This window comes from Sphingomicrobium aquimarinum (genome assembly GCF_039655735.1).
GTDB lineage: Bacteria > Pseudomonadota > Alphaproteobacteria > Sphingomonadales > Sphingomonadaceae > Sphingomicrobium > Sphingomicrobium aquimarinum.
This window is the reverse complement of sequence record NZ_JBBYXH010000001.1, coordinates 407,152-431,990: the sequence shown is the minus strand read 5'-3', so window position 1 is coordinate 431,990 and position 24,839 is coordinate 407,152. Positions and strand designations below refer to the sequence as shown.

The window sequence follows — 24,839 nt, the reverse complement described above, 5'->3', positions numbered from 1 at the left end:
GGGTCCACAGGTACCCCCCAATCGGTCGCCGCCGCCTGCGCTGTGAGGGGCGCGCAGCGTCGACCGATTGGGTCCCCCCTATGGACTACATGGACAAGCCAGATCGACCCTAGGCGGACATTATAACTTTGCGCGAAAAGGGGACTTTACAGCTTTGCGCTAACATGCGGATTAGTGCCGAACAGGCCGCTTGCCGCCCCTCTTTCGATTCCGCATAGATTGCAAATGAGCATACAGCGTCTTCGCACCGTCATGCGCCGATTGCGTGATCCCGAAACCGGTTGCGAGTGGGATCGCGTCCAGACACATCGCTCGATCGCGCGCTATGCGATCGAAGAAGCGTATGAGGTCGTCGACGCGATCGAGCGTGACGATATGGATGAACTCGTCGATGAGCTGGGCGATCTTCAGCTGCAGGTCGTCTTCCATGCGCAGATGGCTAGCGAACGCGGTGATTTCACATTCGATGATGTCGTGGATCGCATCTGCGACAAAATGGAGCGCCGACACCCGCACATCTTCGGCGATGATCCCGAGGGCGGCCATCATCGCTGGGAAGAGATCAAGGCGGCGGAACGTGCTGGTAAGCCCGATCAGAGCGCCTTGGCGGGCGTCGCCAGAGCTCTTCCGGCGCTCGAACGGGCGCAAAAGTTGCAGAAGCGTGCCGCGCGGACCGGTTTCGACTGGCCCGATGCAACCGGCGCACGCGAAAAGATCGACGAGGAACTGCTCGAACTCGAAAGCGCAGAGGGTGCGGCACATCGCGAGGAGGAACTGGGCGATCTGTTGTTTGCCGTGGTCAACCTCGCACGCTTTCTCAGCATCGACGCGGAAGATGCTTTGCGAAAGGCGACCGCGAAGTTCGAGAAGCGCTTTCGTACCATCGAGGCGCATCCCGACTTTTCCACGACCGATCTCGACGGCAAGGAAGAATTATGGCGTGCGGCGAAGCGCGCTCTGGAGACTTAGAGCGCCTCGAAACGGTTCCAGTCGCGATCCGACAGATCGACCTGCAACGTCATGCTTTCACCGTCCACGCTGCTATCGGTAACATTGCCGTTGGCATGCAGCCAGCTGATCCGGGCGCCGTCGGATACCGACAGGCTGATCGTGCGCGTTTCGCGATCAGGATCGAGCGCCTTTCCGACGCGCTCGCGTAAATCGTCGACCCCTTCCCCGCTGGTCGCGCTGATCGGAATGGCATTGGCCGCCGCCGCTCGTTCAAGAGCGCGTGCGTGGAGTTCCTCATCGAGCAGATCGACCTTGTTCCAGACTTCGACCCGCGGCGGAGCCCCCTCTCCCGCCAAACCGAGATCTTCCAGCACATTCTCGACATCGTCGGCCTGGGCATCGCTGTCGGGATGCGCGATGTCGCGGACGTGGAGGATGAGATCGGCGGAGGCGACTTCCTCCAAGGTCGCGCGGAAGGCGGCGACGAGCTGGGTCGGAAGGTCGGAGACGAAACCGACGGTATCGGAAAGAATGACCTTTTCGTGGCCCGGTAGCCGTACCGCGCGCATGGTGGGGTCGAGTGTCGCGAACAGCAGATCTTCCGCCATCACAGATGCTTCGGTCAAGCGATTGAAAAGAGTCGACTTTCCTGCGTTGGTATAGCCGACGAGCGCAACGACGGGCCAAGGCGCGCGTTGGCGCCGATCACGGTGCAGACCGCGGGTTTTCTTGACCTGTTCGAGTTCCTTGCGAATGCGCGCCATCCGGTCGCGGATCATTCGGCGGTCGGCCTCGATCTGCGTCTCGCCGGGACCACCGAGGAAGCCGAACCCCCCGCGCTGGCGTTCAAGGTGCGTCCAGCTTCGGACCAGACGTCCCGCCTGATAGTCGAGATGCGCTAGCTCAACCTGGAGCCGACCCTCGGCGGTCGCGGCGCGTTCGCCGAAGATCTCGAGAATGAGGCCGGTGCGGTCGATGACCTTTGCCTGCGTCCGGTCCTCGAGGTTCTTCTGTTGCACCGCGCTCAGGCTGTGGTCGACAAGGATCAGCGTTGCATCCTCGCCCTTGGCGATCCGGTCGATTTCCTCGACCTGTCCGCCGCCAAACAGGGTGGCCGGCTTCATCTGCCGCACATTAAAGGCGCGCGCCTCGACGACATCGATACCGATTGCCTCGGCAAGTCCCGCCGCCTCTTCGATGCGCGCCTCAGCATCACGCGAGTGCGGATGACCGCCGATAACGGGCACCGCCAGTACCGCTCGCCCCCCGCTGGCGCTCTCGCCCTCTTCACGATCGAACACGCTCATGAGGGCAATCCGTCGGATACGGTGGAGACGGCATGCTTGAAAACGAGTTGGAGACCACTGTCGGCAGCGAGGACCAGGCAGTAATTGTCATGCGCCACCAGCGTACCCGAAAGCGCGACGCCGTTGACGAGGTAGAGCTGAACACCCTGCCCACGCCGCCGGGCAAGAAAATCTTCCTGCCGGTCGCCGTCGCGCCGGGGGGCGTCGAGGTCGGGCAGATCGATCGCTCCCAGCGATACGGCGGTGATCGCATGCTTGTAGACGAGCTGTTCAACCTCGTCGCGGCGCAGCGTGACGCTGTAGGTGTCGAAGCCCGTCAGCATACCTTGAAGGCGGACCCCCTTCATCAGGAAGACCGTCACCGGATGGTGGGCGCGGCGAACGGCGTTTAGGAGATCGTCTTGCACGGTACGATGTTGCTCGCTCATCCCTTTTTGTCGCGCTTGTCGGTAATGCCCAGCGCCTTCAATTTCCGGTGCAGCGCCGAGCGCTCCATGCCGATGAAGGCAGCCGTGCGCGAAATGTTACCCGAGAAGCGACGGATCTGGACCTTCAGATACTCGCGCTCGAAATTCTCCCGGGCCTCGCGCAGCGGCGACCCCATCATCGCGACCGTCGAGGTGGCGCCGCCATTCGCTCCGGGGGATTCCGTCACCTCGGGTGGCAACAAGTCGACCTCGATACATTCGGCGCGGTCGCCCGGGGTGAGGATCATGGTGCGTTCGATGATATTCCTCAGCTGGCGGACATTGCCGGGCCAATCGTGCGCCTGCAGCGTCGCCATTGCCTCGTCGGATACGCGCGGCGGGCGGATCCGGCGGTCGGCTGCGAAACGCGCGAGGAAATGTTGGGCGAGGACGATGATATCCTCTCGCCGTTCGTTGAGCGGGGGGATCACCACGGGCACCACGTTGAGGCGATAGAACAGATCCTCTCGGAATTTGCCCGCCTCGATCTCTTCCTTGAGATCGCGCGAGGTAGCGGACAACACGCGAACGTCGACCTTCACGGGCCGATCGCCGCCGACGCGGGTGAAACTCTGGTCGGTCAGGACGCGGAGGATCTTCGCCTGCGTGTTGGCCGGCATGTCGGCAATCTCGTCGAGGAACAGGGTACCGCCATGGGCCTGCTCGAGAAATCCCGGCCGCGCCACGCCGCCTTCCTCGATCCCGAACAGCTCTTCCTCGACCCGCTCGGGAGCCATCATGGCAGAAGAGACGGTAATGAAGGGGCCGCGTGCGCGCGGGCTCCAGCCGTGGATCATGCGTGCGGCAATTTCCTTGCCCACGCCGGCCGGACCGGTGATGAGCACGCGGCTTCCGGTCGGCGCGACGCGCTTGAGGGTCGCGCGCACGGTGTTGATCGAGCTTGACGTTCCTTCCAGCTGCTCTTCGCGCATCACGGCCTGTTTCAGCTGCTCGTTCTCGCGGCGCAGTCGATCGGTCTCGGTCGCGCGGGCAACGAGGTGGAGGAGCTTGGAGGCTTCGAACGGCTTCTCGATGAAGTCGACCGCGCCCGCCTGCACGGCAGCGACCGCGGTATCGAGGTTGCCGTGCCCGGAGATCATGATGCAGGGCAAGGACGGGTCGCGTTGCTTGATGGCCTCGAGCAACTGCAGACCGTCGAGCTTGGAACCTTGCAGCCAGACGTCGAGAAGGGCGAGATGCGGACGGCGCTGCTCGATGGCCTCGAGCGCGGCATCGCTCGTCGCAGCGGTGCGCACGTCGTAGCCTTCGTCCTCCAGCACTCCGGCGACGAGGTCGCGGATGTCGGCTTCGTCGTCGACTACCAGGATTTCCAACGCCATCAGTTCTCGTCCTCGTCATATTCGTTATCGTCGCCGACGCGCACGAGTCTCGGCGCGGGTTCCGCCTCGGCCCGTTCGGCCAGCTTGGCGGCATCGAACAGGATCCGCACGTGCGTACCGCCCCCTGCCCGGTCGAGGAAGGCGATCTGCCCTTCATGCTCCTCGACAATCTTCTTGACGATCGCCAGCCCGAGGCCGGTGCCCCTCACCCGAGTCGTCATATAAGGTTCGGTGAGGCGCTCGCGTTCCTCCGGCAAACCGACACCATTATCTTCAAGGTCGATCGCGACTTGTCCGTCGCCTTCCTCGATCGTCAGAATGATGCGGTCCCCCTCCTCATGCGATACGCCTGTTTTCCGCCTTGCTTCAATGGCTTCGACAGCGTTCTTGACAATGTTTGTCAAGGCCTGGGCGAGCTGGCGGCGATCACCGACCATGCGGATATCGGCATGCGCCGGGCGCATTTCGAAATGGATGCCGGGATGCGCGACCTCATGCAGGAACAGCGCGGCGCGGGCGATATCGTGGATATTCTCGTCGCGGAAAATGGGTTTTGGCATCCGGGCGAAATTGGAGAATTCATCGACCATGCGGCGAAGGTCGCCAACCTGGCGGACGATGGTGTCGGTAAGACGCCCGAACGTATCGTCGTCCTCGGGGATCTTGTCGCCGTAGCGCCGTTGCAGCCGCTCGGCGGCAAGCTGGATGGGCGTGAGCGGATTTTTGATCTCATGCGCGATGCGGCGCGCGATGTCCGACCAGGCGGCGCGGCGCTGATCGGCGAGCTGGTCGGTGACATCGTCGAAGGTGAGCACCGTCCCGTCCTCGTAGCGAACACGCTTGACCGCTAGCGTCCGCGCGCCGCCCTCCGTACGAAGTTCGACGCTGGCTTCGCTGGCGGTTCCGGCGAGCACGTCTCCGAGCTCGTCGGTGGTATCGCCGAGACGCGTTCCCGCAAGATTTTCCTCGGTGTCGCCCAATAGCATGGCGGCGGATCGGTTGATGAGCTGGATGCGCTCGTCGTCGTCGACGGCGATCACGCCTGCGGTCACCGAACCGAGGACCGCCTCGATGAAGGCACGGCGGAGCTCGGACAGTTCGTTGGCATCGAGCAGCGCGCCCGTCTGCTCCTCGATCCGCGAGGTCATCCGGTTGAAGGCGGCCGCGAGCGTGGCGATCTCGTCCTCTGCCGGCTGCGGGGGAACGCGGGTGGTGAAATCGCCCTTCTCCACACGGCCGGCGGCATCGACGAGTTGGCCGACCGGGCGCCCGATACGATCCGCGAGCTTGAGCGCGGCGAAGATGGCGAGCGCGACGATGACCACGGCGCCAAGGAAAAGGATGAGGAAGAATTGCAGCTGCTGGTCGCGCGAGCGGTCGAGCGTCTGCTCGTAATTCACCTTGACCCGTTCGGCGCGGGCGAGACGCTCCAGCAACTCGCCTTCCGCACGGCGGGCGACGTAGAGGTAGCCGTTGTCCACACGCGGGAGCGAGGACAGCATGGCGATGCGATTGATGCTGTCGAGCTGCACGCTGTCGCTCGTCGAAAGGCGTGCGGCTGCGGCGATGATTTCTTCCTTGTTGAGCATCCCTTCGTAAGGCTGGACCGCCGAAAGCACTTCAATTTCGGAGCCGTCGATCCGCAGAATGGCAGCTTCGGACAGTTCGCGCGTATAGGTCTGCTCGCGAAGAAGCTCGTTGAACTCTTCACCGCGGGGGTCGAGTTCGGGCAATTGGTTATCCATGTCGCCCGCCATGTAGATCGCCTCGCCCGCGACATCGTCCCCCTCGTTGATGAGCGAGGCGTTGGCGATGTCGATCGAATTGTCGACGATCTCGCGCGCGCTGTCGGAAAACCAGAATTCGAGGCTCGACTGGACAAGTAGCGAGGCGAAAATGGCGACCGCGACCGTCGGCACGGCGGCGACCACCGAGAACAGCGCCACGAGGCGCATGTGAAGCTGCCCCTCGCCTACCCCCTGCCGCGCGCCGCGGCGGCGGGCGATCAGACGCGAGAGAAGGACGAGAAGGACAATGGCGGGGATGAGATTGCCGACCATCAGGAGCGCGATCATCGGCGGGCTCAAGAGGTTGGGCGCGCCATGATCGTGAAGCAGGAGATCGGCCGAATAGGCCATGGTCGCGATCAGGATGACGGCCGCGACAAGCGTTGCGATGCGCATCCGCGGGCTTCCCGCAGTAAGCGGAAAGCGACGGCGCTCCTCTAGGCGGGAATCACTGGTCGTTGCATCCATGCACGGACCGCGTAGCACGGAAGCGTTGCATGAAAAACACACATTTGCAGTCGGACTGATCTGCGTCAGGCCGCGTCGCGCGTGACCCCATTCTCGATGAACGGTGCATAGAAGTCTCGCAGCAGTTGCTTGACCGTTTCGGGGTCATCCTGCTGGTTCACGCCGTGACGGAATTCCGCCGATCCGTGCAGACCCTTGGTGTACCACCCAAGATGCTTTCGCGCACAGGCGACCCCGACGCGCGCGCCGTAGAGCTCGAGCATGTCTTCATATTGTTCGAGGATCGTGTCGAGCTGGACCTGTAAATCCGGATCGGCTGTTGCGCGGCCATGCATGAGATCGTCGATGACCTGGCCCAACAGCCAAGGCTTTCCGTAAGCGCCCCGGCCGATCATGACGCCGTCCGCATTGGACTGGTCGAGTGCGGCATGGGCGTCTTCGATCGAATTGATGTCGCCGTTGACGATCACGGGCAGTCTCGTCGCCGCCTTGACGTTGGCGATGTAGGACCAGTCGGCACTGCCGCGGTACATCTGGCAGCGGGTGCGGCCGTGGACCGTGATGAGCTGGACGCCGAGGTCTTCTGCGATCCGTGCCAGTTCAGGTGCATTGAGCGAGGCATGGTCCCACCCCATCCGCATCTTGAGCGTGATGGGCACGTCCACCGCCTTGACGGTCGCCTCGATCAGTCGTGCGGCAAGCGGCAGGTCGCGCATCAGCGAGGAGCCCGCGTATCCGTTGACGACCTTCTTCACGGGGCAGCCCATGTTGATGTCGATGATCGCAGCGCCGCGCTGCTCGTTGAGCTTCGCCGCTTCGGCCATGCGCTCGGGTTCGCAGCCCGCGAGCTGGAGCGAAACCGGTTCCTCGCTGGGATCCCAGGTCGCCTTTTGGATGGACTGGCGGGTTTCGCGGATCATCGCTTCCGACGCGATCATCTCGCTAACCGTCAGACCGCAGCCGTGCCGCTTGACGATCTTGCGAAACGGCACGTCGGTCACGCCCGTCATCGGCGCGAGGATGACGGGTTCGGCGATGGTGATCGGACCGATGGAAATGGGCTTGAGGCGGCTCATGGTCGCGGGCCGATAGCGCAAAAAGCCTTCACAGGCAAAGTTTTGCGCGCCATCAGGCTGCCATGCAGATCACCGCGCTAATCGTTGCCGCCGGATCGGGCACGCGCATGGGTGCCGACGTGCCGAAACAATATGCGCAAATCGCCGGAAAGGCGGTGCTCGCGCACGCGGTTGACGCGCTGATCGATCATCCGCGGATCGACGCGGTTCGGGTCGTGATCGGGCGCGACCAGCACGGAATGGCCGCGCGTGCGCTTGGCGATCGTGCGGTCGGCGCGCTCATCGACGGGGGCGCAACGCGAAGCGAAAGCGTCGCCAACGGGCTTCGTCAGGTCGAGACCAGCCACGTCCTCGTTCACGATGCGGCCCGCCCCTTCTGTCCGGCCGACGTGGTCGACCGCTTGATCGAAGCGCTTCTCGAAACCGACGCTGCCGTCCCTGTGCTGCCGGTTCCCGACACGGTATCGCGCGCGGTCGATGGCGTACTGACGCAGGCTGTGAGCCGCGACCACCTCGTCCGCGTCCAGACCCCGCAGGCTTTCCGTACGTCGCGGCTGCAATCGCTCATGGCAGAGAGGGTCGCAGGCGCCTCCTTCACCGACGAGGCTAGTCTCTTTCGTGAGAACGGTATGTCGGTCGCCACGGTCGATGGCGATGAATCGCTCGAAAAGCTGACCACCCCCCGAGACTGGCAGCGCGCCGAGGATGTGATGGGAGACCAGATGATTTCACGCACCGGTATGGGCTATGACGTGCACGCCTTTGCGGGCGAGGGGCCGATCATGCTTGGGGGTATCGAGGTCGCGCACGACAGGGGTCTGGCCGGGCACTCGGATGCCGATGTTCTGCTCCACGCGATCACCGACGCGTTGCTCGGCGCCGCCGGCATGGGTGATATCGGCGAGCATTTCCCGCCGACGGATGATCGTTGGAAGGGCGCTTCGTCGGATCAGTTCCTCGCGCATGCGGCCACGCTCGTTCGGGAGGGCGGCGGGATCGTCGACCATGTCGATGCGACGGTGATCTGCGAGGCGCCCAAGGTCGGGCCTCATCGCCCCGCTATCCGTGCGCGGATCGCGCAGATCCTCGACGTCCCCGAAGCGAGGGTCAGTGTGAAAGCGACCACGACCGAGAAGCTCGGCTTTACCGGACGGCGTGAAGGCATGGCGTGCCATGCGGTCGCGACGGTCCGGATGCCGGAAGATCGATGAGCACGCTGGACAAATCGCTGATCAGCGCCGCCGAAGGAGTACTGTCCACGCATCGTGTGCGCGCAACTCGCGTTGCCGTGGCGGAAAGCTGCACAGGCGGATTGGTCAGTGCGGCGCTGACCGCCCTGCCCGGTTCGTCCGATGTCTTCGTGGCCGGATATGTGACCTATGCCAACGAGGCCAAGATGCGGATGCTGGGGGTCGATCCGGTCTTGCTCGAATTGCATGGCGCAGTGTCGGGCGAGGTTGCCGAAGCGATGGCCAGGGGCGCGCTGGAGCGGTCGGGTGCGGATGTGGCGGTGTCGATCACCGGGATCGCGGGGCCGGGCGGTGGATCGACGGAGAAACCCGTGGGAACGGTGTGGTTCGGGCTTGCATCGCCCGTGGGCGTGACCACAAAACGCGAGCGGTTCGACTCCTCCGCCGACCGCGATACGATCCGGCGTCAGGCGGCGCTCGAAGCCTTGGCGCTGCTGCTGCCGTAGAGCGCATCGGCGCGTTCGATGAAAGCGTCGGTCATGCGGCGGAGCGCGCGATCGAACATCTGTCCCGCAACGGCCTCGAAGATGCGATTCTTGAAGGCGAAATCGACGCAGAAGGACAATTTGGTGCCCCCGTCCCCATCGGGTTCGAAACGCCAGTCGTTGTGGAGGAACTTGAGGGGGCCCTCGATATAGTCGACGACGACGTGGTGGGGCCGTTCCTTCGTGACCTTGCTGGTAAAGCGTTCCTTGAAGGCCTTGAAGCCGACGACCATGTCCGCGACCATTTCGGTCTCGCTATTGGAGCGGACACGGATGGCGCTCACCCATGGCAGGAATTCAGGATAACGCTCGACATCCGCCACGAGGTCGAACAACTGCTCGGGGCTGTAGGGAAGCTGGCGCGTCTCCGAATGGCGCGGCATCAGCGCGCCGCCGCCTTGGCGAGCTTCGCTTCGCGATTGGCGCGCATTTCCTCGAAATCGTCGCCCGCGTGATAGCTCGAGCGCGTGAGCGGGCTCGAAGCCACCATGAGAAACCCTTTTGCACGGGCGATCGAGGCGTAGGCGTCGAACGCCTTGGGCGTTACGAACTCCTCGACAGTGGCATGCTTGGGCGTGGGCTGGAGATACTGGCCCATAGTGAGGAAATCGACGTCCGCCGAGCGCATGTCGTCCATTATTTGGTGCACTTCCAGCCGTTGCTCCCCGAGGCCGAGCATGACGCCGGACTTGGTGAAGATCGACGGATCGTGCTTCTTGACCTGCTCCAAGAGGCGCAACGAGGCATAGTAACGCGCGCCGGGGCGAATGGTCGGATAAAGCCGCGGAACGGTTTCGAGATTGTGGTTATAGACGTCGGGACGCGCCGCGACGATCTTCTCGATCGCCGCTTCATGCTTTCCGCGAAAGTCGGGCGTCAGGATCTCGATCGTCGTTTCGGGAGTCTCTCGGCGCAGCGCCTCGATCACCTTGACAAACTGGTCGGCGCCGCCGTCTGGAAGATCGTCGCGATCGACGCTGGTGATGACGATATGCTTGAGGCCCATCTTGGCCGCCGCGATCGCCGTGTTCTCGGGCTCCATCGGATTGACGGGGCGCGGCATCCCCGTCTTCACGTTGCAAAAAGCGCAGGCGCGCGTGCAGGTGTCGCCGAGAATCATGACCGTGGCGTGCTTCTTGGTCCAGCACTCGCCGATATTCGGACAGGCCGCTTCCTCACAGACGGTCGCGAGCCCCAGGTCGCGCATCAGTTTGCGGGTCTCGTTATAGCCTTCGCTGACGGGCGCTTTCACACGGATCCAGTCGGGCTTGCGCTTGCGTTCGGGGTGCATCGGAGCGTTCATGAGGGCGAGATAGCGATTGGGGTTGCCTATGTGAACCCGCCGCATATAGCTCTTTCCTCATGAACGCCTTCACTACGCTCGTCGATGGCTACCATCGATTCCGCCGCCAGGACTATCAGCGCCAGCGCGACCGCTGGTCGGAACTCGCCGAGGGCCAAGCCCCGCCGGTGATGATCATCAGCTGTTGCGACAGCCGCGTGGACCCGACCGCCATCTTCGACATCGGGCCGGGAGAGGCCTTCATCGTTCGCAACGTTGCAAACCTTGTTCCGCCGTTCGATCAGGGCCCGGGTCTGCACGGCGTGGCCTCGGCGATCGAATTCGGCGTGCTGGGGCTTGGCGTTCAGCATATCGTCGTCCTGGGACATGCCAGCTGCGGCGGAATTGGCGCGGCGCTATCGGGCGCGGATCTCGGTCAGCCAGGACGCAGTTTCGTCGACGATTGGATCGGCCTGATCAAGGAACCGCGCGACGCGGTCGTCGCCGACGAAAGCATCGAAGACAAGCAACTCGGACTCGAACAGGCGGCGATCTGCCACAGCCTGCAGAACTTGCGCTCCTATCCCTATGTGGCCGAACGCGAAGCAGCCGCGAAGCTTTCGCTCCACGGCTGCCACTTCGGGATCGCGAAGGGTCGTCTGTCCATCCTCGACGAGGAGACCGGCACCTTCAGCGACGAATAAGCGCTAAATTAGCACTTCGTATCATAGTCGTAGACCGGGTTGCCGTTCTTATCGACATAATAGCAGTTGCCGCGCGTATCGCGATAATATTGCTTGCCCTTGATGACGGCACCGAGCACCGCACCCGCGGCTGCACCGATGGCGGCACCTTCGACCGTCGACACGCCCTTGACGACGGCACCGCCGACCGCGCCGGCAGCCGCGCCGATGGCGGCACCCTTCAGGGCACGATCGCGCTGATCGTTGTCGGAGCTGCGGTAGGGATCATCATAACCATAGCCGTAGCGATCGTTGGTTGCGCAGCCGGTGACCATCAGACCAGCGGCCATAGCGGGGATGAGAAGCTTTTTCATGGGTCGTGTCTCCTTCGACGAATACAGTAGGGCGACGACGCGGCGGGACGGGGTTTCGTTCCGCCGCCGGTGCGCTATGTGAGACGGATGGGAATGAACGAACGATGAGCAGGCGTAACGAACGCCCCGACGAAGAACTTAACATCGCGCTTCTGATCGACGCCGATAACGCCTCGCCCGACCATCTGGACGAGGTGCTGACGGTTTTGGCCGAATGGGGCGAGATCAACATCCGCCGGGTTTACGGGAACTGGCGCAAGAACAGCCTCAGCGGCTGGGCAAACCTGACCGGTCGACATAGCCTGGTTCCGGTCCAGCAGTTCGATATCGTGAAGGGCAAGTCGGCGACCGACATGAAGATGGTCATCGAGGCGATGGATCTGCTCCATCGCGGCACCATCGGCGCCTTCGGAATCATGTCGTCGGACAGCGACTTCCTTCCTCTCGCCCAGCGTATTCGCGAGGGCGGCATTCCCGTTTACGGCTTCGGCACGGCGAAAGCGCCGATGAGTTTCCAGCAGGGCTGCACGCGCTTCTACGACACCGCAAAGCTCGCCGACGAGAACGGGGGCGGTGACAATTCGCCGCCGCCCAAGATCGACCAGGACCTGCTCGATATCCTCGGCAATGCCTACAAGCAGTCGAAACGCGACGAGGATGGTTTCACCCCTTTGTCCGAGCTTGGGCAGCGTGCCAAAGCGGTCTCGTCTTTCGCCGTCCGAAATTACGGGTTCACGCGGCTCTCCGATCTCGTGCGCAGCCTCGACAATTTCGAGGTCAAGAATGGCGCCGACGGTCGGCTGGTGGTGAAGCGGCTGCGGTAGGCCGACGGAACGGCCCCCTCTCGTCTTTCGTTGGGAAACCAAAGAAAAGGAGATTTGCATGTTCTTCAAGAACGACAAGGAAAACCCGCAGGAAACCGCCGCCCGCCTCGAGAAGAAACTCTGGAAGGCGCTGGAGGGCTCGAGCCCCTTCGTGATGCTCGGCCTCAAGGGCGTCGAAGACGACCGCACGCGCCCGATGACCGTTCAGATCGACGGCGAGGATGAGAACCGCACCATCTATTTCTTCGCCGACAAGCGTGAGAGTCTTTACACCGATCTCGAACGCTCGGAGGGCGCGCTGGCGGCCTTCCAGTCGAAGGGCCATGATATCTTCGCGCACATTCACGGCAATCTCGTCATCGACAACGACCCGGCGGTGATCGATCGACTTTGGAATGCGATGATCGCGCCCTGGTTCGACGGCGACAAGAACAACCCCAACCTGGTGCTCTTCCGCTTCGACACGGCCGAGGCGAACGTCTGGGAGAACGAAGGCGCCGAGCACCTCGTCCAGGCGGCGATCCATTTCATCACCGGCGACAGCGAAAAGCCGAATTACGAAGACAACCGCGCCGACGTGCAGCTTTAGGAAAGGACACGACATGAGCGACAAAGATCTCAACCGCCGTACGGAAACGGCGAAGCAGAACGACGATAGCGACATCATCGAGCGCAGCCTCGAGACACCGTCGTTCCAGAGCCGCAGCGGTGGCGATATCCAGACGGATGTCGGCACGCAGGCGAGCGAGGAACGCGTTCGTGACCCCGAAGCGAGCGAAGGCGTGACCAAGGAGGATGACATCAACCACGGCCAGCGTGCCCCCGTGCCGCCGCTTCCGGGCGGTCGCGGTAACGGCTGATCGGAGCGATGATTGCAGAAGAAGAGGGGTCGGCCTGCGGGTCGGCCCTTTTTCTTTGGGCGAAGGGTGCGTAACGCGGACGTCATGACCATCGAGACACTGGAGGAGGTCGTCGCCGACATCGTGACGCGACTGAGCGATGCGGCGAGCAATCGCAAAAGCGCCATGCATGTCCCTGCCGTCGCGAGCGCCGATGCCCAGGTGCGCACGATGGTACTCCGCGACTTCGATCGCGAAGCCATGACGCTGCGTTTCCACAGTGACGCGCGCAGCCCCAAAATCGGCGCCTTCGAGCGCGATCCGCGCTGCGGGGTCCTATTCTACGACAAGGAAGCCAAGGTGCAGTTGCGGGTGAGAGGGACGGTGCGGGTCGAGCGCACTGGGCCGATCGCCGACAAAGCGTGGGCGGAAAGCGCGAATTTTGCGCGGCGGTGCTACCTCGCGCCCGAGGCGCCCGGCACGCCCGAGGATGCACCCTTCGCCAACCTGCCCGACGACGTGCGGGACGAGGAGCCCAGCGACGAGCGGCTGGATGCCGAGGCGCGCGAGAATTTCTGCGTGCTCCTCATAAGGATCGACGAGGTCGATTGGCTCTATCTGGCCCATGATGGGCATCGCCGCGCCAGATGGGGCGGCGCGAGCGCGCAATGGCTGGCGGTGTAGCGACCGTTTGCAGCCCGATCGGTGCGAGCGCGCCCGTTTCGAAGTCGCCCTATGGTCGCCGCTTTATGGCGACGTCCTTCAGGCCAGGCGCTGCCGCATCCGTAATCAGACGCCTGCGCACGGATTGGGTGGGTGTACGCGAATGATGCAGCGGTTTCGGCCACCATCCTTGGCGCGGTACAGCGCGGCGTCGGCCTCGCTCAGCATTTGCCCGGGTGTCGTAAAGTGCTGCTGGTGGTCGGCGAGCCCGATGCTGAGCGTAACCTGCTCCGGCCCGTCGTCGGGCCAATCGTGCGCCTCGGTGCGTACACGGATCACTTCGCAGTCCGACAGTGCCTGAGCGGCGCTGCGTCCTTCGAAAATGGCAAGAAATTCCTCCCCACCCAGACGCCCGAGTTCAGCACCATCGCCAAGCCCGTCGCGGATAATGCCGGTCAGCGCGCGAAGAATGTCGTCGCCCTTAAGATGACCGAAGCGATCGTTGATCCGCTTGAAATGGTCGATGTCGATCATCGCGACACACAGAGGCGCGCCATCGCGCCCTGCCTCTTCCATGGCCGTACTCAGGCGACCGAGGATCTTTCGGCGCGCCGCGATCCCCGTCAGCGCGTCGGTCTCCGCCAGTTCGAGGTTGCGCTCGGCGGCGGTCTGATGGCGCGTAAGCAGAACTGCGAGCGGAATCACCGAGACGATAAGTGCGACGATGTAGGCCTGAAAATACAGGACCTGCGCCTCGATCATCGGAAAGGACTGGCTGACGGGTCCCACGCCCTCGGCCGTCAACAGCGAGCCGATGAGCGCCACGAGCCCCAACGCGATCGAACTGCCGGAAAGGCCGAGAAGCGCGGTCGCGATCGACAGGCCGACCATCGGAAGGAACAGCAAGGGATAGTCACCTTGTGCGAACGCGATCACGGAAAGCGCGGCGACGAGGAGGAAAGCGCCCAAGGCCGTCATCGTTATCAATTTGGCACGGCGACGCGAGTCCTGCGCGATGAACATCACGATGGGTGTCACCGTTGCGAGGCCCAGAATGACGGTGGTCGCCCACGAACGAAGAAACAACAGCGTGAAATTGTTTGACAGCGCACCCGCCATCAGCGCGCTTGCGATCCCGCCAACGATCGCCGCGGCGACAAAGTGCAGCATCGTCGCCGGCTGGGCGAACTGTGCATCCTTCCGTCTACCCATTAGGGCCAAGACGAGCAGACCCTCGACGATATTGGCGGCCGTATAGCCGGCGGCCTCCAGCCAGGGGACGCCGCCGACGATGTTGGACGCTAGGCTGGCCAGTCCGACCCCTGCCGCCACCAATGGCCGTGTCTCGCGTTCCGCAAGAAGGAGCCCTGCGACAAAGACGCCGCTCGCCGGCCAGAAGGCAGCGATGCCGTCTTCGGCGTTGGTCACGATCAGGGCCGCCACCGCGCAGACGAGATACGCCAGCGACGTGGTCAACACGAGAAGGATCTGGCGGCGCGAAATGGTCAGCGTGAACCCCGTTGGACTGAAACGGGGATGCTGACTTGCATCAACCCCCGGAACAGTAGTGGTTAGCGGATCACGCCGCAGGTTCAAGTGCTCCGCAGACGTTTCCGCCTTCGGCCGCCGAAAGTCTTTTCCCTAGCGCGAGAGTTTTTTGTAGCTCACGCGGCTAGGACGATCGGCCGCATCGCCGAGGCGTCGGCGCTTGTCTTCCTCATAAGCCTCGAAATTGCCCTCGAACCATTCGACATGACTGTCGCCCTCGAATGCGAGAATGTGGGTGGCAAGGCGGTCGAGGAAGAAGCGGTCGTGGCTGATCACCACCGCGCAGCCGGCGAAATTCTCGATGGCTTCCTCGAGCGCGCCAAGCGTCTCGACATCGAGGTCGTTGGTCGGTTCGTCCAGCAGCAGGACATTGCCGCCCTGCTTGAGCATTTTCGCCATGTGAACGCGGTTGCGCTCACCGCCGGACAACTTGCCGACCTTCTTCTGCTGGTCGGCGCCCTTGAAGTTGAAGGCGCCCACGTAGGCGCGGGTCGAGGTGTCGTGGCCGTTGACCTGCATGTAATCGAGCCCGTCGGAGATTTCCTCCCAGACGTTGTTCGTGGGCGTCAGATCGTCGCGCGACTGATCGACATAGCCGAGGTGCACGGTCTCGCCGATCTCGACTTTGCCGCTGTCGGGCGTTTCCTGGCCCGTAAGGATCTTGAACAGGGTCGACTTGCCCGCGCCGTTGGGGCCGATGACGCCGACGATGCCGCCCGGCGGCAGCGTGAACGAAAGGTCTTCGAACAGGAGCTTGTCGCCATAGGCCTTGGTCACGTTCTCGACTTCGATGACCTTGCCGCCCAGACGCTCGGGCACCTGGATGACGATCTGCGCCTTGCCGGGCTTGCGGTCACCCTGAGCGTCCTGCAGCTCCTCGAACTTGCGGATACGCGCCTTCGATTTGGTCTGCCGTGCCTTGGGGGACTGCCGGATCCACTCGAGCTCGCGAGAAAGCGACTTCTGCCGCCCGCTTTCCTCGCGCGCTTCCTGCTCGAGGCGCTTGGCCTTCTTCTCGAGGTAGGTCGAGTAGTTGCCCTCGTAGGGGAAATACTTGCCGCGATCGAGTTCGAGGATCCAGCCGACGACATTGTCGAGGAAGTAGCGATCGTGGGTGATCATCAGCACCGCACCCGCATATTCCTTGAGATGATTTTCGAGCCAGTCGACGCTTTCCGCATCGAGGTGGTTGGTAGGCTCGTCCAGGAGCAGAATGTCGGGCTTCTGGATGAGCAGGCGCGTGAGCGCGACGCGGCGCTTCTCACCGCCCGACAGATTCTCGACCGAAGCGTCCGACGGCGGACAGCGGAGTGCCTCCATCGCGATTTCGAGCTGGTTGTCGAGGGTCCAGCCGTCGACCGCGTCGATCTCTTCCTGGAGCGTGCCCATTTCGGCCATCAGCGCGTCGAAGTCGGTATCGGGGCCCGGATCGCCCATCTCGGTGCTGATGGCGTTGAACCGGTCGACCTTGTCCGCGATGTCGCGCGCGCCGTCCTTGACGTTCTCCAGCACGGTCTTGCTCTCGTCGAGCTGCGGCTCCTGCGCGAGGTAACCGACGGTGATATTCTCCCCCGCCCAGGCTTCGCCTTGGAAGTCCGTGTCCATGCCGGCCATGATCTTCATGAGCGTGGACTTGCCCGCACCATTGGGGCCGACGATGCCGATCTTGGCGCCCTGATAGAACTGCAGGTTGATGTTCGAAAGCACCGGCGCTCGCGCACCGGGGAAGGTCTTGGTCATGTCCTTCATGACAAAGGCGTATTGGGCGGCCATGTGGGGCGGTTCCTACTTCTAAAGTGTTGTGATTCCGGCCTCACATAACCGTTCGCCCCGAGCTTGTCGAAGGGCTGTTCTCGCTTTTCGGACTGCGACCGGTCGGCACCGCCCCGCGACCCGCCCTCGATCCTTGCTACTGAACCCTAGTCGCGGCCCGCCATCGCTTCCACCCCGTCGAAACTATAGTCGCTAAATTGTTCGCGCAGCGTCTTTTTCGAGAGCTTTCCGGTACCGGTGTGCGGAAGTTCGTCGACGAATTCGACCGCATCGGGAAGCCACCATTTCGCGACCTGGCCGCGGATACCTTCGATGACGTCATCCGCACTCGGATCCTTGCCCTCGCTCTTCACGCAGACGAGCAGTGGACGCTCGTCCCATTTGGGGTGAAAGATCCCGATGCATGCCGCTTCGGCGACCCCGTCGACGCCGATGGCGGCGTTCTCGAGTTCGATTGAGCTGATCCATTCGCCACCTGACTTGATGACGTCCTTGGAGCGGTCGGTGATCTGCATGGAGCCGTCGGGGTGGAGCGCCGCGACGTCACCGGTCGAGAACCAATTGTCGCTGTCGACGGCCTTTTCCTCGGCCTTGAAGTATCGCTCGATCGTCCAGGGCCCGCGCACCTGCAAATCGCCCGTCGCCTGGCCATCGCGGGGAAGGACGTTGCCCTCGTCGTCGACGATCCGCATTTCGATCCCGAAGGGCACCCTGCCCTGCCGCGCGGTATAGTCGACCTGCTCTTCATCGCTCATCTCGTCCCAGCCGGCGGGTTTGCCGGCGAGGCTGCCGATGGGCGAGAGTTCGGTCATCCCCCATGCATGGCCGACTTCGACGCCGCGCTCGCGGAACCATTTGATCATGGCGCGCGGAGCGGCTGCGCCGCCGATCGTCACCTGTTTGAGCGAACCCAGTTCATCGCCGGTTTTCTCGATATGCGCGATCATGTCGACCCAGATGGTCGGGACGCCTGCCGAATGGGTAACTTTCTCGTCGCGGAACAGGTCGACCATGCGCTTGGCGGTATAATCAGCGGACAGGACGAGCTTGCAGCCGACCATCGGCGCGGCCCACGGAAGGCCCCAGGCGTTGGCATGAAACATGGGCACGATCGGCAACGCACAATCGCGCTTCGACAGATCGAAACAGTCGGGCTGCACCTCGGCGAACGCATGCAGCATCATGCCGCGATGCTCGTAGATGACGCCCTTCGGGTTGCCCGTGGTACCGCTCGTATAGCAGAGCCCGATAGGATCGCGTTCGTCGGCTTCGATCCAGTCGAAATCGCTGTCCACATCGGCGATCCATTCCTCGAACGAGGGGTCGCCGTCCCACCCCTCGGGCGGATCGTAGACGACATAATGTTCGATCGTCGGCCATTTGTCGCGCAGCGCATCGACGAGCGGCTTCATCATCGCGTCGTAGAAAAGGACACGGTCCTCGGCGTGATTGACGATGTAGACGAGCTGCTCGGGAAAGAGTCGCGGATTGATGGTATGCAGCACGCCGCCCATTCCGATCGAGCCGTACCAGCTGATCAGGTGCCGCTCGTGGTTCATTGCCAGCGTCGCGACACGGTCGCCTCGCTCGATGCCGAGCCCGCTCAGCTTCTTCGCCAGCTGCCGCGATTTCATGGCGACTTCCGCCCAGTTGGTGCGGGTCTTGGTTCCGTCCGCCCAGGCCGAGACGATCTCACCGTCGCCATGCTCGCGTGCGGCATGATCGACGAGCCGCATCACGTTCATCTGCCAGTCCTGCTGGGTACCGAGGCGTATCGTCATGGCGTCACTCTCTCCTGAAACGCGTTGAGGGGTTTTCGTCTACGGCATCTGGAAGCCGGGCGGCATCTGGAGGCCGCCGGTGGCTTTCTGCATTTCCTCTGCCGCTGCCTGGTCGGCTTTCATCTTGGCGTCGTTGAACGCGGCGGCCACGAGGTCTTCGAGCATGCCTTTGTCATCGGGCTTCATCAGGCTGTCGTCGATCTCGACGCGGATGATGCGACCCTTGGCGCTGGCACGGATCTTCACCATGCCCCCGCCGGAAGAACCTTCGACCTCGATCTTGTCGAGGTTGGCCTGTGCGTTGGCGAGATCTTCCTGGGCTTTGCGGGCCATTTCCATGATGGCATTCATGTCGGGCATTTCGGGCATGATATCAGGCTTCCTTGATGTCGGTGAGTTCGGCGTCGGGAAAGGCGTCGGTGACGGCTTTCACCATCGGTGACTGGAGCACCGCTTCGCGGTCGGCCTGCCGGGCCATCACCGCCTGTTCGGCGAGCGTCGGGCCGCCACCGTCGTTCTGCATGGCAATGGTCCATGGCTGGCCGGTCAGCGCTTCGGCCGCCCGCGCGAGCTTGCGTGCGAATTCGTTGTCGAGCGGTGCCTTGGGCTGGAGCACGAGCGAGGGCGGGTCGTAGGAAACGACCCCGACCTTGTCGTGCAGTTCGACGGCAATCAGTGCATTGGCGTCGTCGCGGTCGATCAGCGCGTGAAAGGCGGCAAAGCTGGGCGGAAGGCCAGCGTGTGCGCGGTCGTCTGTCGAAGCGGTCGATGTCGGGGCAGGTAGTGCGTCTGCTCGCGGCGCATCGAGGGTCGATGCTCGCGGCGCATCGAGGGTCGATTCCTGTGAGGTTCCGGTCGTGGCGTCATCTTGGGCGTTCGCTGCCTCGCCGCGTTTCACCGGAGCCGGCGGAGGCTTGCCGTTCGCCAGTGCATCGATCACGGCGCCCGGGTCGGGCATTCCTGCGGCATGGATCGCGCGGAGCAGCGCCATGTCGGCGGCTTCGCGCGGATCGGGCGCGACCTCGACATCCTTGAGGCCCTTCAAGAGCAACTGCCACAGCGCGTGAAGCTGCGGCCATCCCATCGCCTCGGCATCGTTGGCGATCGCGGCTTGCTCTTCGGTTGAGCGAAGCACATCGTCCATTCCGCTGGCCTTGCGGCGGCTGACGGCATGAAGGCTGTCGAGCAGTCCGCGCATCAGCGAGGCAGGCTCCACACCAAGGTCATGCGCCTCGTCGAGCCCGGCGAGCAGCACGGCAGCGTCGCCGTCGAGAAGGTGGTCGAGCAGGCGTCGAATGCGGCCACGGTCGGCAAGGCCGAGCATGTCGCGCACTTCCTCGGCGCCGACGTGCGCCCCGCCATGGGCGATTGCCTGGTCGAGCAGTGACAGGCCGTCGCGCACCGATCCCTCGGCGGCCCGCGAGATGATGGCGAGCGCATCGGCTTCGACCTCGATGCCCTCCTTCTCCGCGATGGAAGCGAAGTGGGAGGAGAGCTGGTCTGCCGAAATGCGGCGCAGATCGAAACGCTGGGTGCGCGACAGGACGGTGACCGGCACCTTGTCGACTTCGGTCGTCGCGAACAGGAATTTGACGTGTGGCGGCGGCTCCTCGAGCGTCTTCAACAGCGCGTTGAAGGCGTTCTTCGAGAGCATATGCACTTCGTCGATGATGTAGATCTTGTAGCGCGCCGACACCGAGGAATAGCGCACTGCCTCGATGATCTCGCGCATATCGTCGACGCCGGTATGGCTGGCGGCGTCCATCTCGATGACGTCGATATGGCGACCTTCGGCGATCGCGCGACACGGCTCGCATACGCCGCAAGGGTGGATCGTGGGACCTCCCTCGCCATCGGGGCCGATGCAATTCAACGCCTTGGCAATGAGGCGCGCGGTCGAGGTCTTTCCAACCCCGCGAACGCCGGTCATCAGAAAGGCATGGGCGATGCGGTCGGTCTCGATGGCATTGGCGAGCGTACGCACCATCGCGTCCTGCCCGATCAGTTCATCGAAGGTCGTCGGTCGATATTTCCGCGCAAGAACCTGATAGGGCGCATTTTCGGGCGCCTGCGGCTGTTCGGGCTCATCGAGTCCGAGGCCCGGCCCCGCGTCGATATCGGAAGGCGCGTCGTCGGCGGGAATGAGCGATTCGTCGGTCACGGCAGGCAGCCTAGCAACATACACGATGCCAGCGAAGGGATGCTGACAAACATTTCGACGCCCCCTCGTACGGCAGAACGAGAGTTGATTTCCGATCGCTCGCTCGCCATATGCGCTCTCGGAAGTCGGCGGACGATCTGTCCGTGAACCTGGTCAGGCCCGGAAGGGAGCAGCCACAGCGGTTTCGGTCGGGTCGTCGGCTTCCACCTTTTCCGACAAGTGCACCACCAATCCTCCCGGTCCTTCGGTTCGGTCGGGTCGTCGGCTTCCACGGTTTCCGACGGTGAATCTCCTTGCGGTCCGAAATGATTGACGGGGCGGACCGTTAGCGCGGATGCCGAACCACGTCGGCGAATATCGCTCCCACTTCCGCGTGCATCGCGCTGGCTGAAGCCACGTCGCCGTCATATCGATCGAGCATCACGGCGAACCAGAATGTTTCTCCGGAATCGTCAACGAAGAAACCGATATCGTTCGCTTGGGGATCGGGCATTCCGGACGGCTTGCAGGTGCCCGTCTTGTCGCCGGCGCGCCATCCGTCGAGCAGCCCGGCGCGGACCCGCTCCAATCCGGTCCGCGATCGAGCCAGCAGGCCTGCGAGCCGCGCTTCATCAACGGGTTCGAGCACATCCCCGTCGAGCAGAAGCCGCACCGTCTCGGCCATGGCGAGGGGCGAACTGGTGTCGCGGTCGTCCCCTGCCCTGTTCTCGTTAAGTGCCGTCTCTCGCCGATCGAGCCGTGACACGGTGTCGCCCCACGAACGCCAGATGGCGGTGACGGCGGGCGGGCCTCCTAGCGCGTCGATCAGCATATTCGCCGCGACATTGTCGCTGGTCAGCAGGGTTCCGTCGAGCGCGTCACCCAGCGTGATGACCCCCGCCTCACCGTCGAGACGCTGTTCGACATAAGGCTGGTGACCGACGAAATCTGCGCGCGTGAAGCGCACTTCCCTGTCAAGATCGATCGATCCCTTCGCATCCGCTACGAGCGCCGCGCCGCCGAGCGCCAGCTTGAAAGCGGAACAGAAGGCAAAGCGCTGATCGCCTCGATAGTCGATGAGCGTGTTGCCATCACCGTCGATAAGGACCACGCCGAGCCGCCCACCCGAGCGCTCCTCGATCGCGTGGAGCGCGCGGTGCGCGCCTGCGTCGAGCCGCATCGTTTCTGTCTCGGTACCGAGCTGAGCGGGCACGGCGCACGCACAAAGAGCGAGTGCCGGAAGAAGAAGGCCAATTGTTTTCATCGGCTCCAATCCTGCGACTTGCCCGGCATCTTGACCGTCAACACCCCCTCGGTCGGCACTTCGACCTGGCAGGCAAGGCGCGAGGTCTGGCTGACGAAGGGCGCGAAGTCGAGAAGATCGTCTTCTTCTTCGCTCGCGGGTGGAAGCGATGCGAAATCAGCGGGATCGAGAATGACATGGCACGTTGAGCAGGCCATCGCACCTTCGCACGTGCCTTCGAGCGGCTGTCCGGCGGCCTGCGCGACGTCGAGCAGGCGTGCACCCGGTTCGGCTTCCACTTCTCGGTCGAGGCTTCCATCGGCTTTCAGGAATCGGACACATGTCATTGCGATTTCGCACTTCCGTCGAGCTTTCGCAGCGCTGCAACGAAGTCGTCAGCACTCGTATATCGACCGAATCCGAGCCGGATCGAACTGCGCGCGTCGCAGTCCGACAGGCCGAGTGCGCGCAGAACGTGACTGGGCCGCCCGGACCCGCTTGCGCAAGCTGAACCCAGCGAAAAGGCGATGTCGCGATTTTCCGCGAGCAGGCGGGCGGCGTCCAGCCCGTCGCGTCGCAGGTTGAGATTGCCTCGATAGCGATCGTCCGCGCTTCCGTTGAGCGCCCAGTCGGCCAGGATGGCCCGACCCTTTTCCCATAAGGCGGCAACGTGTGCGCGGTCCGTCTCGAACCGCCGGCGGGCAAGCGATGCTGCCTCACCGAAGCCGACGCACAGCGCCGGACTGAGCGTTCCCGAGCGGAGGCCCTTTTCCTGACCGCCGCCGTAGAGCAGCGGTTCGGGCGTGACCCCTTCCGCCATCCAGAGCGCGCCGATCATTTTCGGGCCGTGGAGCTTGTGCGCGCAGACCGCGACGAGGTCTGGCCCCTCCGGGACCGGCACTCTTCCCAGTCCTTGAACGGCGTCGCACAGCATCAGGGCGCCCGCATCGTGCGCGATCGCGGCGATCTCGGCGACGGGCTGAATCACCCCGATCTCGTTGTTGACGAGCATCGCGGCCACGAGCGCGGTGTCAGGACGTATGGCATCGCGAAGCCGGTCGAGGTCGACTCGCCCGTCGGGCTCGACGGGAACGACCGTGACGTCATGGTGTCGTCCGCAATAGGCAATCGTATCGAGCACGGCGGCATGTTCGGTGGCGATGGTCACGAGGTGCCCGCGTCGCTCGGGGAGCACGCCGCGGATCGCCCAGTTGATGCTTTCGGTCGCCGAGCCGGTGAATGCGAGCGTGCCGTCGGAACGCCCGAGTGCTTCACTGACCTGCGTGCGGGCGATATCGATGGCGACGGCAGCTTCGCGGCCCGCACGATAGGGCGCATGAGGATTCGCGAACTTCTCTTCCATCCACGGCGCCATCGCCGCGCGCACTTCGGGTGCGATGGGCGTGGTCGCCTGATAGTCGAGATAGATCACGCGGCGCGGGCGCGCTGCAGGATCGTGTCCAGGCGTGCGACGAGATCGTCGATATCGCCCTCGTGGGTATCGGGGCCGAAGCTGACGCGCAGGAACGCCTGATGAATTGCGGGTTCGAGCCCCATTTCGCCGATGACGCGGCTCCCCTTCATCGCACCTGAAGAGCAGGCCGACCCCGCAGACACGGCCACGCCGGCAAGATCGAGTTGCACCAGCAGCGACGGCGCACTGGTGCCGGGAAACGCAATGCCGCCAATCGTGGGGATGCGGTCGGCATCTTCCGCAATGACGACGCCGCCGCGTTCTTTCACTGCCTTTTCAAGCTGTTCGCGCAGATACTTGTGTGTCGACATCGCTTTGCGGAAACGCCCCGCCTCGAGGGCGGCGGCGAAACCGGCGGCGGCGGGGACATTCTGCGTACCGCGACGATACCCCTTTTCCTGGCCGCCGACGGCGCGCAATTGCGTGAGATCCTTGACGAGCAATGCACCGATCCCCGGAGGACCGCCCAGTTTGTGCGCGGAAATGGCGATGAAATCGGCGTCGGGGAGATCGATTTTCCCGCCTGCCTGCGCGGCGTCGCACAGCAGCAGGGATCCCGCCGCGTGGACGGCTTCGCGGATCGCGTCCGCATCCTGGATCACACCCGTCTCGTTATTGACCAGCTGAATTGCCACCAGCGCAGGTCCCGCCGCGAGCGCGTCGGTCAGCGCGCTCATGTCGACGCGGCCCTGCCGGTCGACACCCAGTTTTACCGACGCATCCCCCATGGTGGCGGGAACGACGTCATGTTCGGTCGCGCCATGGATACGGCGCGTGAGCAGACAATTTTTCGCGGCCAGTGCCACTGCCTCGCTCGCCCCGCTGGTGAAGATGAGGTCGTGCGCCCACCCCAGCTCGCGGTTGATGGTGCGGCGCGCGTCCTCGAAAATCCGGTGACAGTTGCGCGCTTCTGCATAGGGGCTGTTGGGGTTGGCCCAGCAATCGAGCGCCGAACACATCGCCTCGCGCGCTTCGGGGTGCAGCGGCGTGGCGGCCGCGTGATCGAAATACAGACGTGTCGTCATGGCTCTTCCCCTTGCTTCCCCGTGCGACTCGCGATTGCGCCGCGCGCGCAAGTCCTTAT

General features: G+C 63.6%; 25 protein-coding genes and 1 other RNA gene. 9 read left to right on the top strand and 17 right to left on the bottom strand.

The genetic code is table 11. The annotated features are described in order from the left end of the window. Positions 1 to 225: 225 nt before the first annotated feature. Positions 226 to 969, top strand: coding sequence for a nucleoside triphosphate pyrophosphohydrolase (mazG, locus tag WJS89_RS02240; protein ID WP_346339304.1), 744 nt, complete (start codon positions 226 to 228; stop codon positions 967 to 969). Here the strand turns inward: mazG and hflX are convergent. The 5 genes from hflX to dusB form a co-directional block, all read right to left on the bottom strand. After that, positions 966 to 2,258, bottom strand: a complete 1,293-nt coding sequence (gene hflX / locus WJS89_RS02235) for a GTPase HflX (protein WP_346339303.1) — start codon at positions 2,256 to 2,258, stop codon at positions 966 to 968. The two genes, mazG and hflX, sit on opposite strands and share 4 nt — an antisense overlap. Next, the gene (gene hfq / locus WJS89_RS02230; RefSeq protein WP_346339302.1) at positions 2,255 to 2,686 is read right to left on the bottom strand and encodes an RNA chaperone Hfq; all 432 of its coding nucleotides are present in this window, start codon (positions 2,684 to 2,686) and stop codon (positions 2,255 to 2,257) included. The genes hflX and hfq overlap by 4 nt, the downstream gene beginning before the upstream one ends. Beyond that, complete coding sequence (gene ntrX / locus WJS89_RS02225; RefSeq protein WP_346339301.1) at positions 2,683 to 4,065, bottom strand: nitrogen assimilation response regulator NtrX; 1,383 nt, start codon at positions 4,063 to 4,065, stop codon at positions 2,683 to 2,685. The genes hfq and ntrX overlap by 4 nt, the downstream gene beginning before the upstream one ends. Next, complete coding sequence (locus WJS89_RS02220) at positions 4,065 to 6,248, bottom strand: sensor histidine kinase NtrY-like (RefSeq protein ID WP_346339300.1); 2,184 nt, start codon at positions 6,246 to 6,248, stop codon at positions 4,065 to 4,067. Before WJS89_RS02220 ends, ntrX begins: the two co-directional genes overlap by 1 nt. 137 nt (positions 6,249 to 6,385) lie before the next feature. Beyond that, positions 6,386 to 7,396 (bottom strand): tRNA dihydrouridine synthase DusB, encoded by a 1,011-nt coding sequence (gene dusB, locus WJS89_RS02215; RefSeq protein WP_346339299.1) that lies wholly within the window; start codon positions 7,394 to 7,396, stop codon positions 6,386 to 6,388. A 62-nt stretch (positions 7,397 to 7,458) separates the two neighbouring features. On the opposite strand from dusB, the gene WJS89_RS02210 reads away from it, so the two are divergent. Together WJS89_RS02210 and WJS89_RS02205 are read left to right on the top strand one after the other, a co-directional pair. Further along, positions 7,459 to 8,607, top strand: coding sequence for a bifunctional 2-C-methyl-D-erythritol 4-phosphate cytidylyltransferase/2-C-methyl-D-erythritol 2,4-cyclodiphosphate synthase (locus WJS89_RS02210; protein ID WP_346339298.1), 1,149 nt, complete (start codon positions 7,459 to 7,461; stop codon positions 8,605 to 8,607). Continuing rightward, the gene (locus WJS89_RS02205) at positions 8,604 to 9,092 is read left to right on the top strand and encodes a CinA family protein (RefSeq protein ID WP_346339297.1); all 489 of its coding nucleotides are present in this window, start codon (positions 8,604 to 8,606) and stop codon (positions 9,090 to 9,092) included. The genes WJS89_RS02210 and WJS89_RS02205 overlap by 4 nt, the downstream gene beginning before the upstream one ends. Here the strand turns inward: WJS89_RS02205 and WJS89_RS02200 are convergent. Both WJS89_RS02200 and lipA read right to left on the bottom strand, forming a co-directional pair. Then, entirely contained in the window at positions 9,053 to 9,514 is a 462-nt protein-coding gene (locus WJS89_RS02200; protein WP_346339296.1) for a type II toxin-antitoxin system RatA family toxin, read from the bottom strand. The two genes, WJS89_RS02205 and WJS89_RS02200, sit on opposite strands and share 40 nt — an antisense overlap. Continuing rightward, a complete protein-coding gene (gene lipA, locus WJS89_RS02195) occupies positions 9,514 to 10,434 on the bottom strand; it encodes a lipoyl synthase (protein ID WP_346339295.1) in 921 nt (306 codons plus the stop codon). The genes WJS89_RS02200 and lipA overlap by 1 nt, the downstream gene beginning before the upstream one ends. Positions 10,435 to 10,493: 59 nt before the next feature. Here lipA and WJS89_RS02190 point away from each other — a divergent pair, with 59 nt between their 5' ends. Then, positions 10,494 to 11,117, top strand: coding sequence for a carbonic anhydrase (locus WJS89_RS02190; protein WP_346339294.1), 624 nt, complete (start codon positions 10,494 to 10,496; stop codon positions 11,115 to 11,117). Positions 11,118 to 11,125: 8 nt separating this feature from the next. Here the strand turns inward: WJS89_RS02190 and WJS89_RS02185 are convergent, their stop codons facing one another. Beyond that, positions 11,126 to 11,470, bottom strand: a complete 345-nt coding sequence (locus tag WJS89_RS02185) for a YMGG-like glycine zipper-containing protein (protein WP_346339293.1) — start codon at positions 11,468 to 11,470, stop codon at positions 11,126 to 11,128. Between the two features lie 104 nt (positions 11,471 to 11,574). On the opposite strand from WJS89_RS02185, the gene WJS89_RS02180 reads away from it, so the two are divergent. From WJS89_RS02180 to WJS89_RS02165, 4 genes are all read left to right on the top strand, one after another. Then, positions 11,575 to 12,294 (top strand): NYN domain-containing protein, encoded by a 720-nt coding sequence (locus WJS89_RS02180; protein WP_346339292.1) that lies wholly within the window; start codon positions 11,575 to 11,577, stop codon positions 12,292 to 12,294. Positions 12,295 to 12,352: 58 nt separating this feature from the next. Next, on the top strand, positions 12,353 to 12,883 hold the full coding sequence (locus WJS89_RS02175) for a pyridoxamine 5'-phosphate oxidase family protein (RefSeq protein WP_346339291.1): 531 nt from the start codon (positions 12,353 to 12,355) through the stop codon (positions 12,881 to 12,883). A gap of 13 nt (positions 12,884 to 12,896) precedes the next feature. Further along, on the top strand, positions 12,897 to 13,154 hold the full coding sequence (locus WJS89_RS02170; RefSeq protein ID WP_346339290.1) for a hypothetical protein: 258 nt from the start codon (positions 12,897 to 12,899) through the stop codon (positions 13,152 to 13,154). Between the two features lie 84 nt (positions 13,155 to 13,238). Then, entirely contained in the window at positions 13,239 to 13,817 is a 579-nt protein-coding gene (locus WJS89_RS02165; protein WP_346339289.1) for a pyridoxamine 5'-phosphate oxidase family protein, read from the top strand. Between the two features lie 105 nt (positions 13,818 to 13,922). Here the strand turns inward: WJS89_RS02165 and WJS89_RS02160 are convergent, their stop codons facing one another. The 5 genes from WJS89_RS02160 to WJS89_RS02140 all read right to left on the bottom strand — a co-directional run bounded on the left by WJS89_RS02160 (position 13,923) and on the right by WJS89_RS02140 (position 21,014). Then, positions 13,923 to 15,275 carry a sensor domain-containing diguanylate cyclase gene (locus WJS89_RS02160; RefSeq protein ID WP_346339288.1) on the bottom strand — a complete coding sequence of 451 codons (1,353 nt, stop codon included), beginning with the start codon at positions 15,273 to 15,275 and terminating at the stop codon, positions 13,923 to 13,925. Between the two features lie 162 nt (positions 15,276 to 15,437). Continuing rightward, on the bottom strand, positions 15,438 to 17,117 hold the full coding sequence (ettA, locus tag WJS89_RS02155) for an energy-dependent translational throttle protein EttA (RefSeq protein ID WP_346339287.1): 1,680 nt from the start codon (positions 17,115 to 17,117) through the stop codon (positions 15,438 to 15,440). A gap of 146 nt (positions 17,118 to 17,263) precedes the next feature. Beyond that, positions 17,264 to 18,898, bottom strand: coding sequence for a long-chain fatty acid--CoA ligase (locus WJS89_RS02150; protein ID WP_346339286.1), 1,635 nt, complete (start codon positions 18,896 to 18,898; stop codon positions 17,264 to 17,266). A gap of 39 nt (positions 18,899 to 18,937) precedes the next feature. After that, a complete protein-coding gene (locus WJS89_RS02145; protein ID WP_346340065.1) occupies positions 18,938 to 19,258 on the bottom strand; it encodes a YbaB/EbfC family nucleoid-associated protein in 321 nt (106 codons plus the stop codon). Between the two features lie 13 nt (positions 19,259 to 19,271). Continuing rightward, positions 19,272 to 21,014 (bottom strand): DNA polymerase III subunit gamma/tau, encoded by a 1,743-nt coding sequence (locus WJS89_RS02140; protein ID WP_431993769.1) that lies wholly within the window; start codon positions 21,012 to 21,014, stop codon positions 19,272 to 19,274. 162 nt (positions 21,015 to 21,176) lie between these two features. Between WJS89_RS02140 and ffs the strand changes: the two genes are divergently transcribed. After that, positions 21,177 to 21,270: signal recognition particle sRNA small type (gene ffs / locus WJS89_RS02135), an RNA gene on the top strand. 114 nt (positions 21,271 to 21,384) lie between these two features. Here the strand turns inward: ffs and bla are convergent. Genes bla through WJS89_RS02115 form a run of 4 tightly spaced genes read right to left on the bottom strand, consistent with a single transcriptional unit; the run spans position 21,385 to position 24,780 of the window. Continuing rightward, positions 21,385 to 22,302, bottom strand: a complete 918-nt coding sequence (gene bla, locus WJS89_RS02130) for a class A beta-lactamase (RefSeq protein ID WP_346339284.1) — start codon at positions 22,300 to 22,302, stop codon at positions 21,385 to 21,387. Then, entirely contained in the window at positions 22,299 to 22,628 is a 330-nt protein-coding gene (locus WJS89_RS02125) for a 2Fe-2S iron-sulfur cluster-binding protein (RefSeq protein WP_346339283.1), read from the bottom strand. Before WJS89_RS02125 ends, bla begins: the two co-directional genes overlap by 4 nt. Continuing rightward, positions 22,625 to 23,713, bottom strand: coding sequence for a cysteine desulfurase family protein (locus tag WJS89_RS02120; RefSeq protein ID WP_346339282.1), 1,089 nt, complete (start codon positions 23,711 to 23,713; stop codon positions 22,625 to 22,627). The genes WJS89_RS02125 and WJS89_RS02120 overlap by 4 nt, the downstream gene beginning before the upstream one ends. Then, entirely contained in the window at positions 23,710 to 24,780 is a 1,071-nt protein-coding gene (locus WJS89_RS02115) for a cysteine desulfurase family protein (protein ID WP_346339281.1), read from the bottom strand. Before WJS89_RS02115 ends, WJS89_RS02120 begins: the two co-directional genes overlap by 4 nt. Between the last annotated feature and the right edge of the window lie 59 nt (positions 24,781 to 24,839).

Excerpts from the sequence above, each read along its gene's own strand:
- mazG (WP_346339304.1), top strand. The coding sequence starts at position 226 with ATGAGCATACAGCGTCTTCGCACCGTCATGCGCCGATTGCGTGATCCC.
- hflX (WP_346339303.1), bottom strand. The coding sequence starts at position 2,258 with ATGAGCGTGTTCGATCGTGAAGAGGGCGAGAGCGCCAGCGGGGGGCGA.
- hfq (WP_346339302.1), bottom strand. The coding sequence starts at position 2,686 with ATGAGCGAGCAACATCGTACCGTGCAAGACGATCTCCTAAACGCCGTT.
- ntrX (WP_346339301.1), bottom strand. The coding sequence starts at position 4,065 with ATGGCGTTGGAAATCCTGGTAGTCGACGACGAAGCCGACATCCGCGAC.
- WJS89_RS02220 (WP_346339300.1), bottom strand. The coding sequence starts at position 6,248 with ATGCGCATCGCAACGCTTGTCGCGGCCGTCATCCTGATCGCGACCATG.
- dusB (WP_346339299.1), bottom strand. The coding sequence starts at position 7,396 with ATGAGCCGCCTCAAGCCCATTTCCATCGGTCCGATCACCATCGCCGAA.
- WJS89_RS02210 (WP_346339298.1), top strand. The coding sequence starts at position 7,459 with ATGCAGATCACCGCGCTAATCGTTGCCGCCGGATCGGGCACGCGCATG.
- WJS89_RS02205 (WP_346339297.1), top strand. The coding sequence starts at position 8,604 with ATGAGCACGCTGGACAAATCGCTGATCAGCGCCGCCGAAGGAGTACTG.
- WJS89_RS02200 (WP_346339296.1), bottom strand. The coding sequence starts at position 9,514 with ATGCCGCGCCATTCGGAGACGCGCCAGCTTCCCTACAGCCCCGAGCAG.
- lipA (WP_346339295.1), bottom strand. The coding sequence starts at position 10,434 with ATGAACGCTCCGATGCACCCCGAACGCAAGCGCAAGCCCGACTGGATC.
- WJS89_RS02190 (WP_346339294.1), top strand. The coding sequence starts at position 10,494 with ATGAACGCCTTCACTACGCTCGTCGATGGCTACCATCGATTCCGCCGC.
- WJS89_RS02185 (WP_346339293.1), bottom strand. The coding sequence starts at position 11,470 with ATGAAAAAGCTTCTCATCCCCGCTATGGCCGCTGGTCTGATGGTCACC.
- WJS89_RS02180 (WP_346339292.1), top strand. The coding sequence starts at position 11,575 with ATGAGCAGGCGTAACGAACGCCCCGACGAAGAACTTAACATCGCGCTT.
- WJS89_RS02175 (WP_346339291.1), top strand. The coding sequence starts at position 12,353 with ATGTTCTTCAAGAACGACAAGGAAAACCCGCAGGAAACCGCCGCCCGC.
- WJS89_RS02170 (WP_346339290.1), top strand. The coding sequence starts at position 12,897 with ATGAGCGACAAAGATCTCAACCGCCGTACGGAAACGGCGAAGCAGAAC.
- WJS89_RS02165 (WP_346339289.1), top strand. The coding sequence starts at position 13,239 with ATGACCATCGAGACACTGGAGGAGGTCGTCGCCGACATCGTGACGCGA.
- ettA (WP_346339287.1), bottom strand. The coding sequence starts at position 17,117 with ATGGCCGCCCAATACGCCTTTGTCATGAAGGACATGACCAAGACCTTC.
- WJS89_RS02150 (WP_346339286.1), bottom strand. The coding sequence starts at position 18,898 with ATGACGATACGCCTCGGTACCCAGCAGGACTGGCAGATGAACGTGATG.
- WJS89_RS02145 (WP_346340065.1), bottom strand. The coding sequence starts at position 19,258 with ATGCCCGACATGAATGCCATCATGGAAATGGCCCGCAAAGCCCAGGAA.
- bla (WP_346339284.1), bottom strand. The coding sequence starts at position 22,302 with ATGAAAACAATTGGCCTTCTTCTTCCGGCACTCGCTCTTTGTGCGTGC.
- WJS89_RS02125 (WP_346339283.1), bottom strand. The coding sequence starts at position 22,628 with ATGACATGTGTCCGATTCCTGAAAGCCGATGGAAGCCTCGACCGAGAA.
- WJS89_RS02115 (WP_346339281.1), bottom strand. The coding sequence starts at position 24,780 with ATGACGACACGTCTGTATTTCGATCACGCGGCCGCCACGCCGCTGCAC.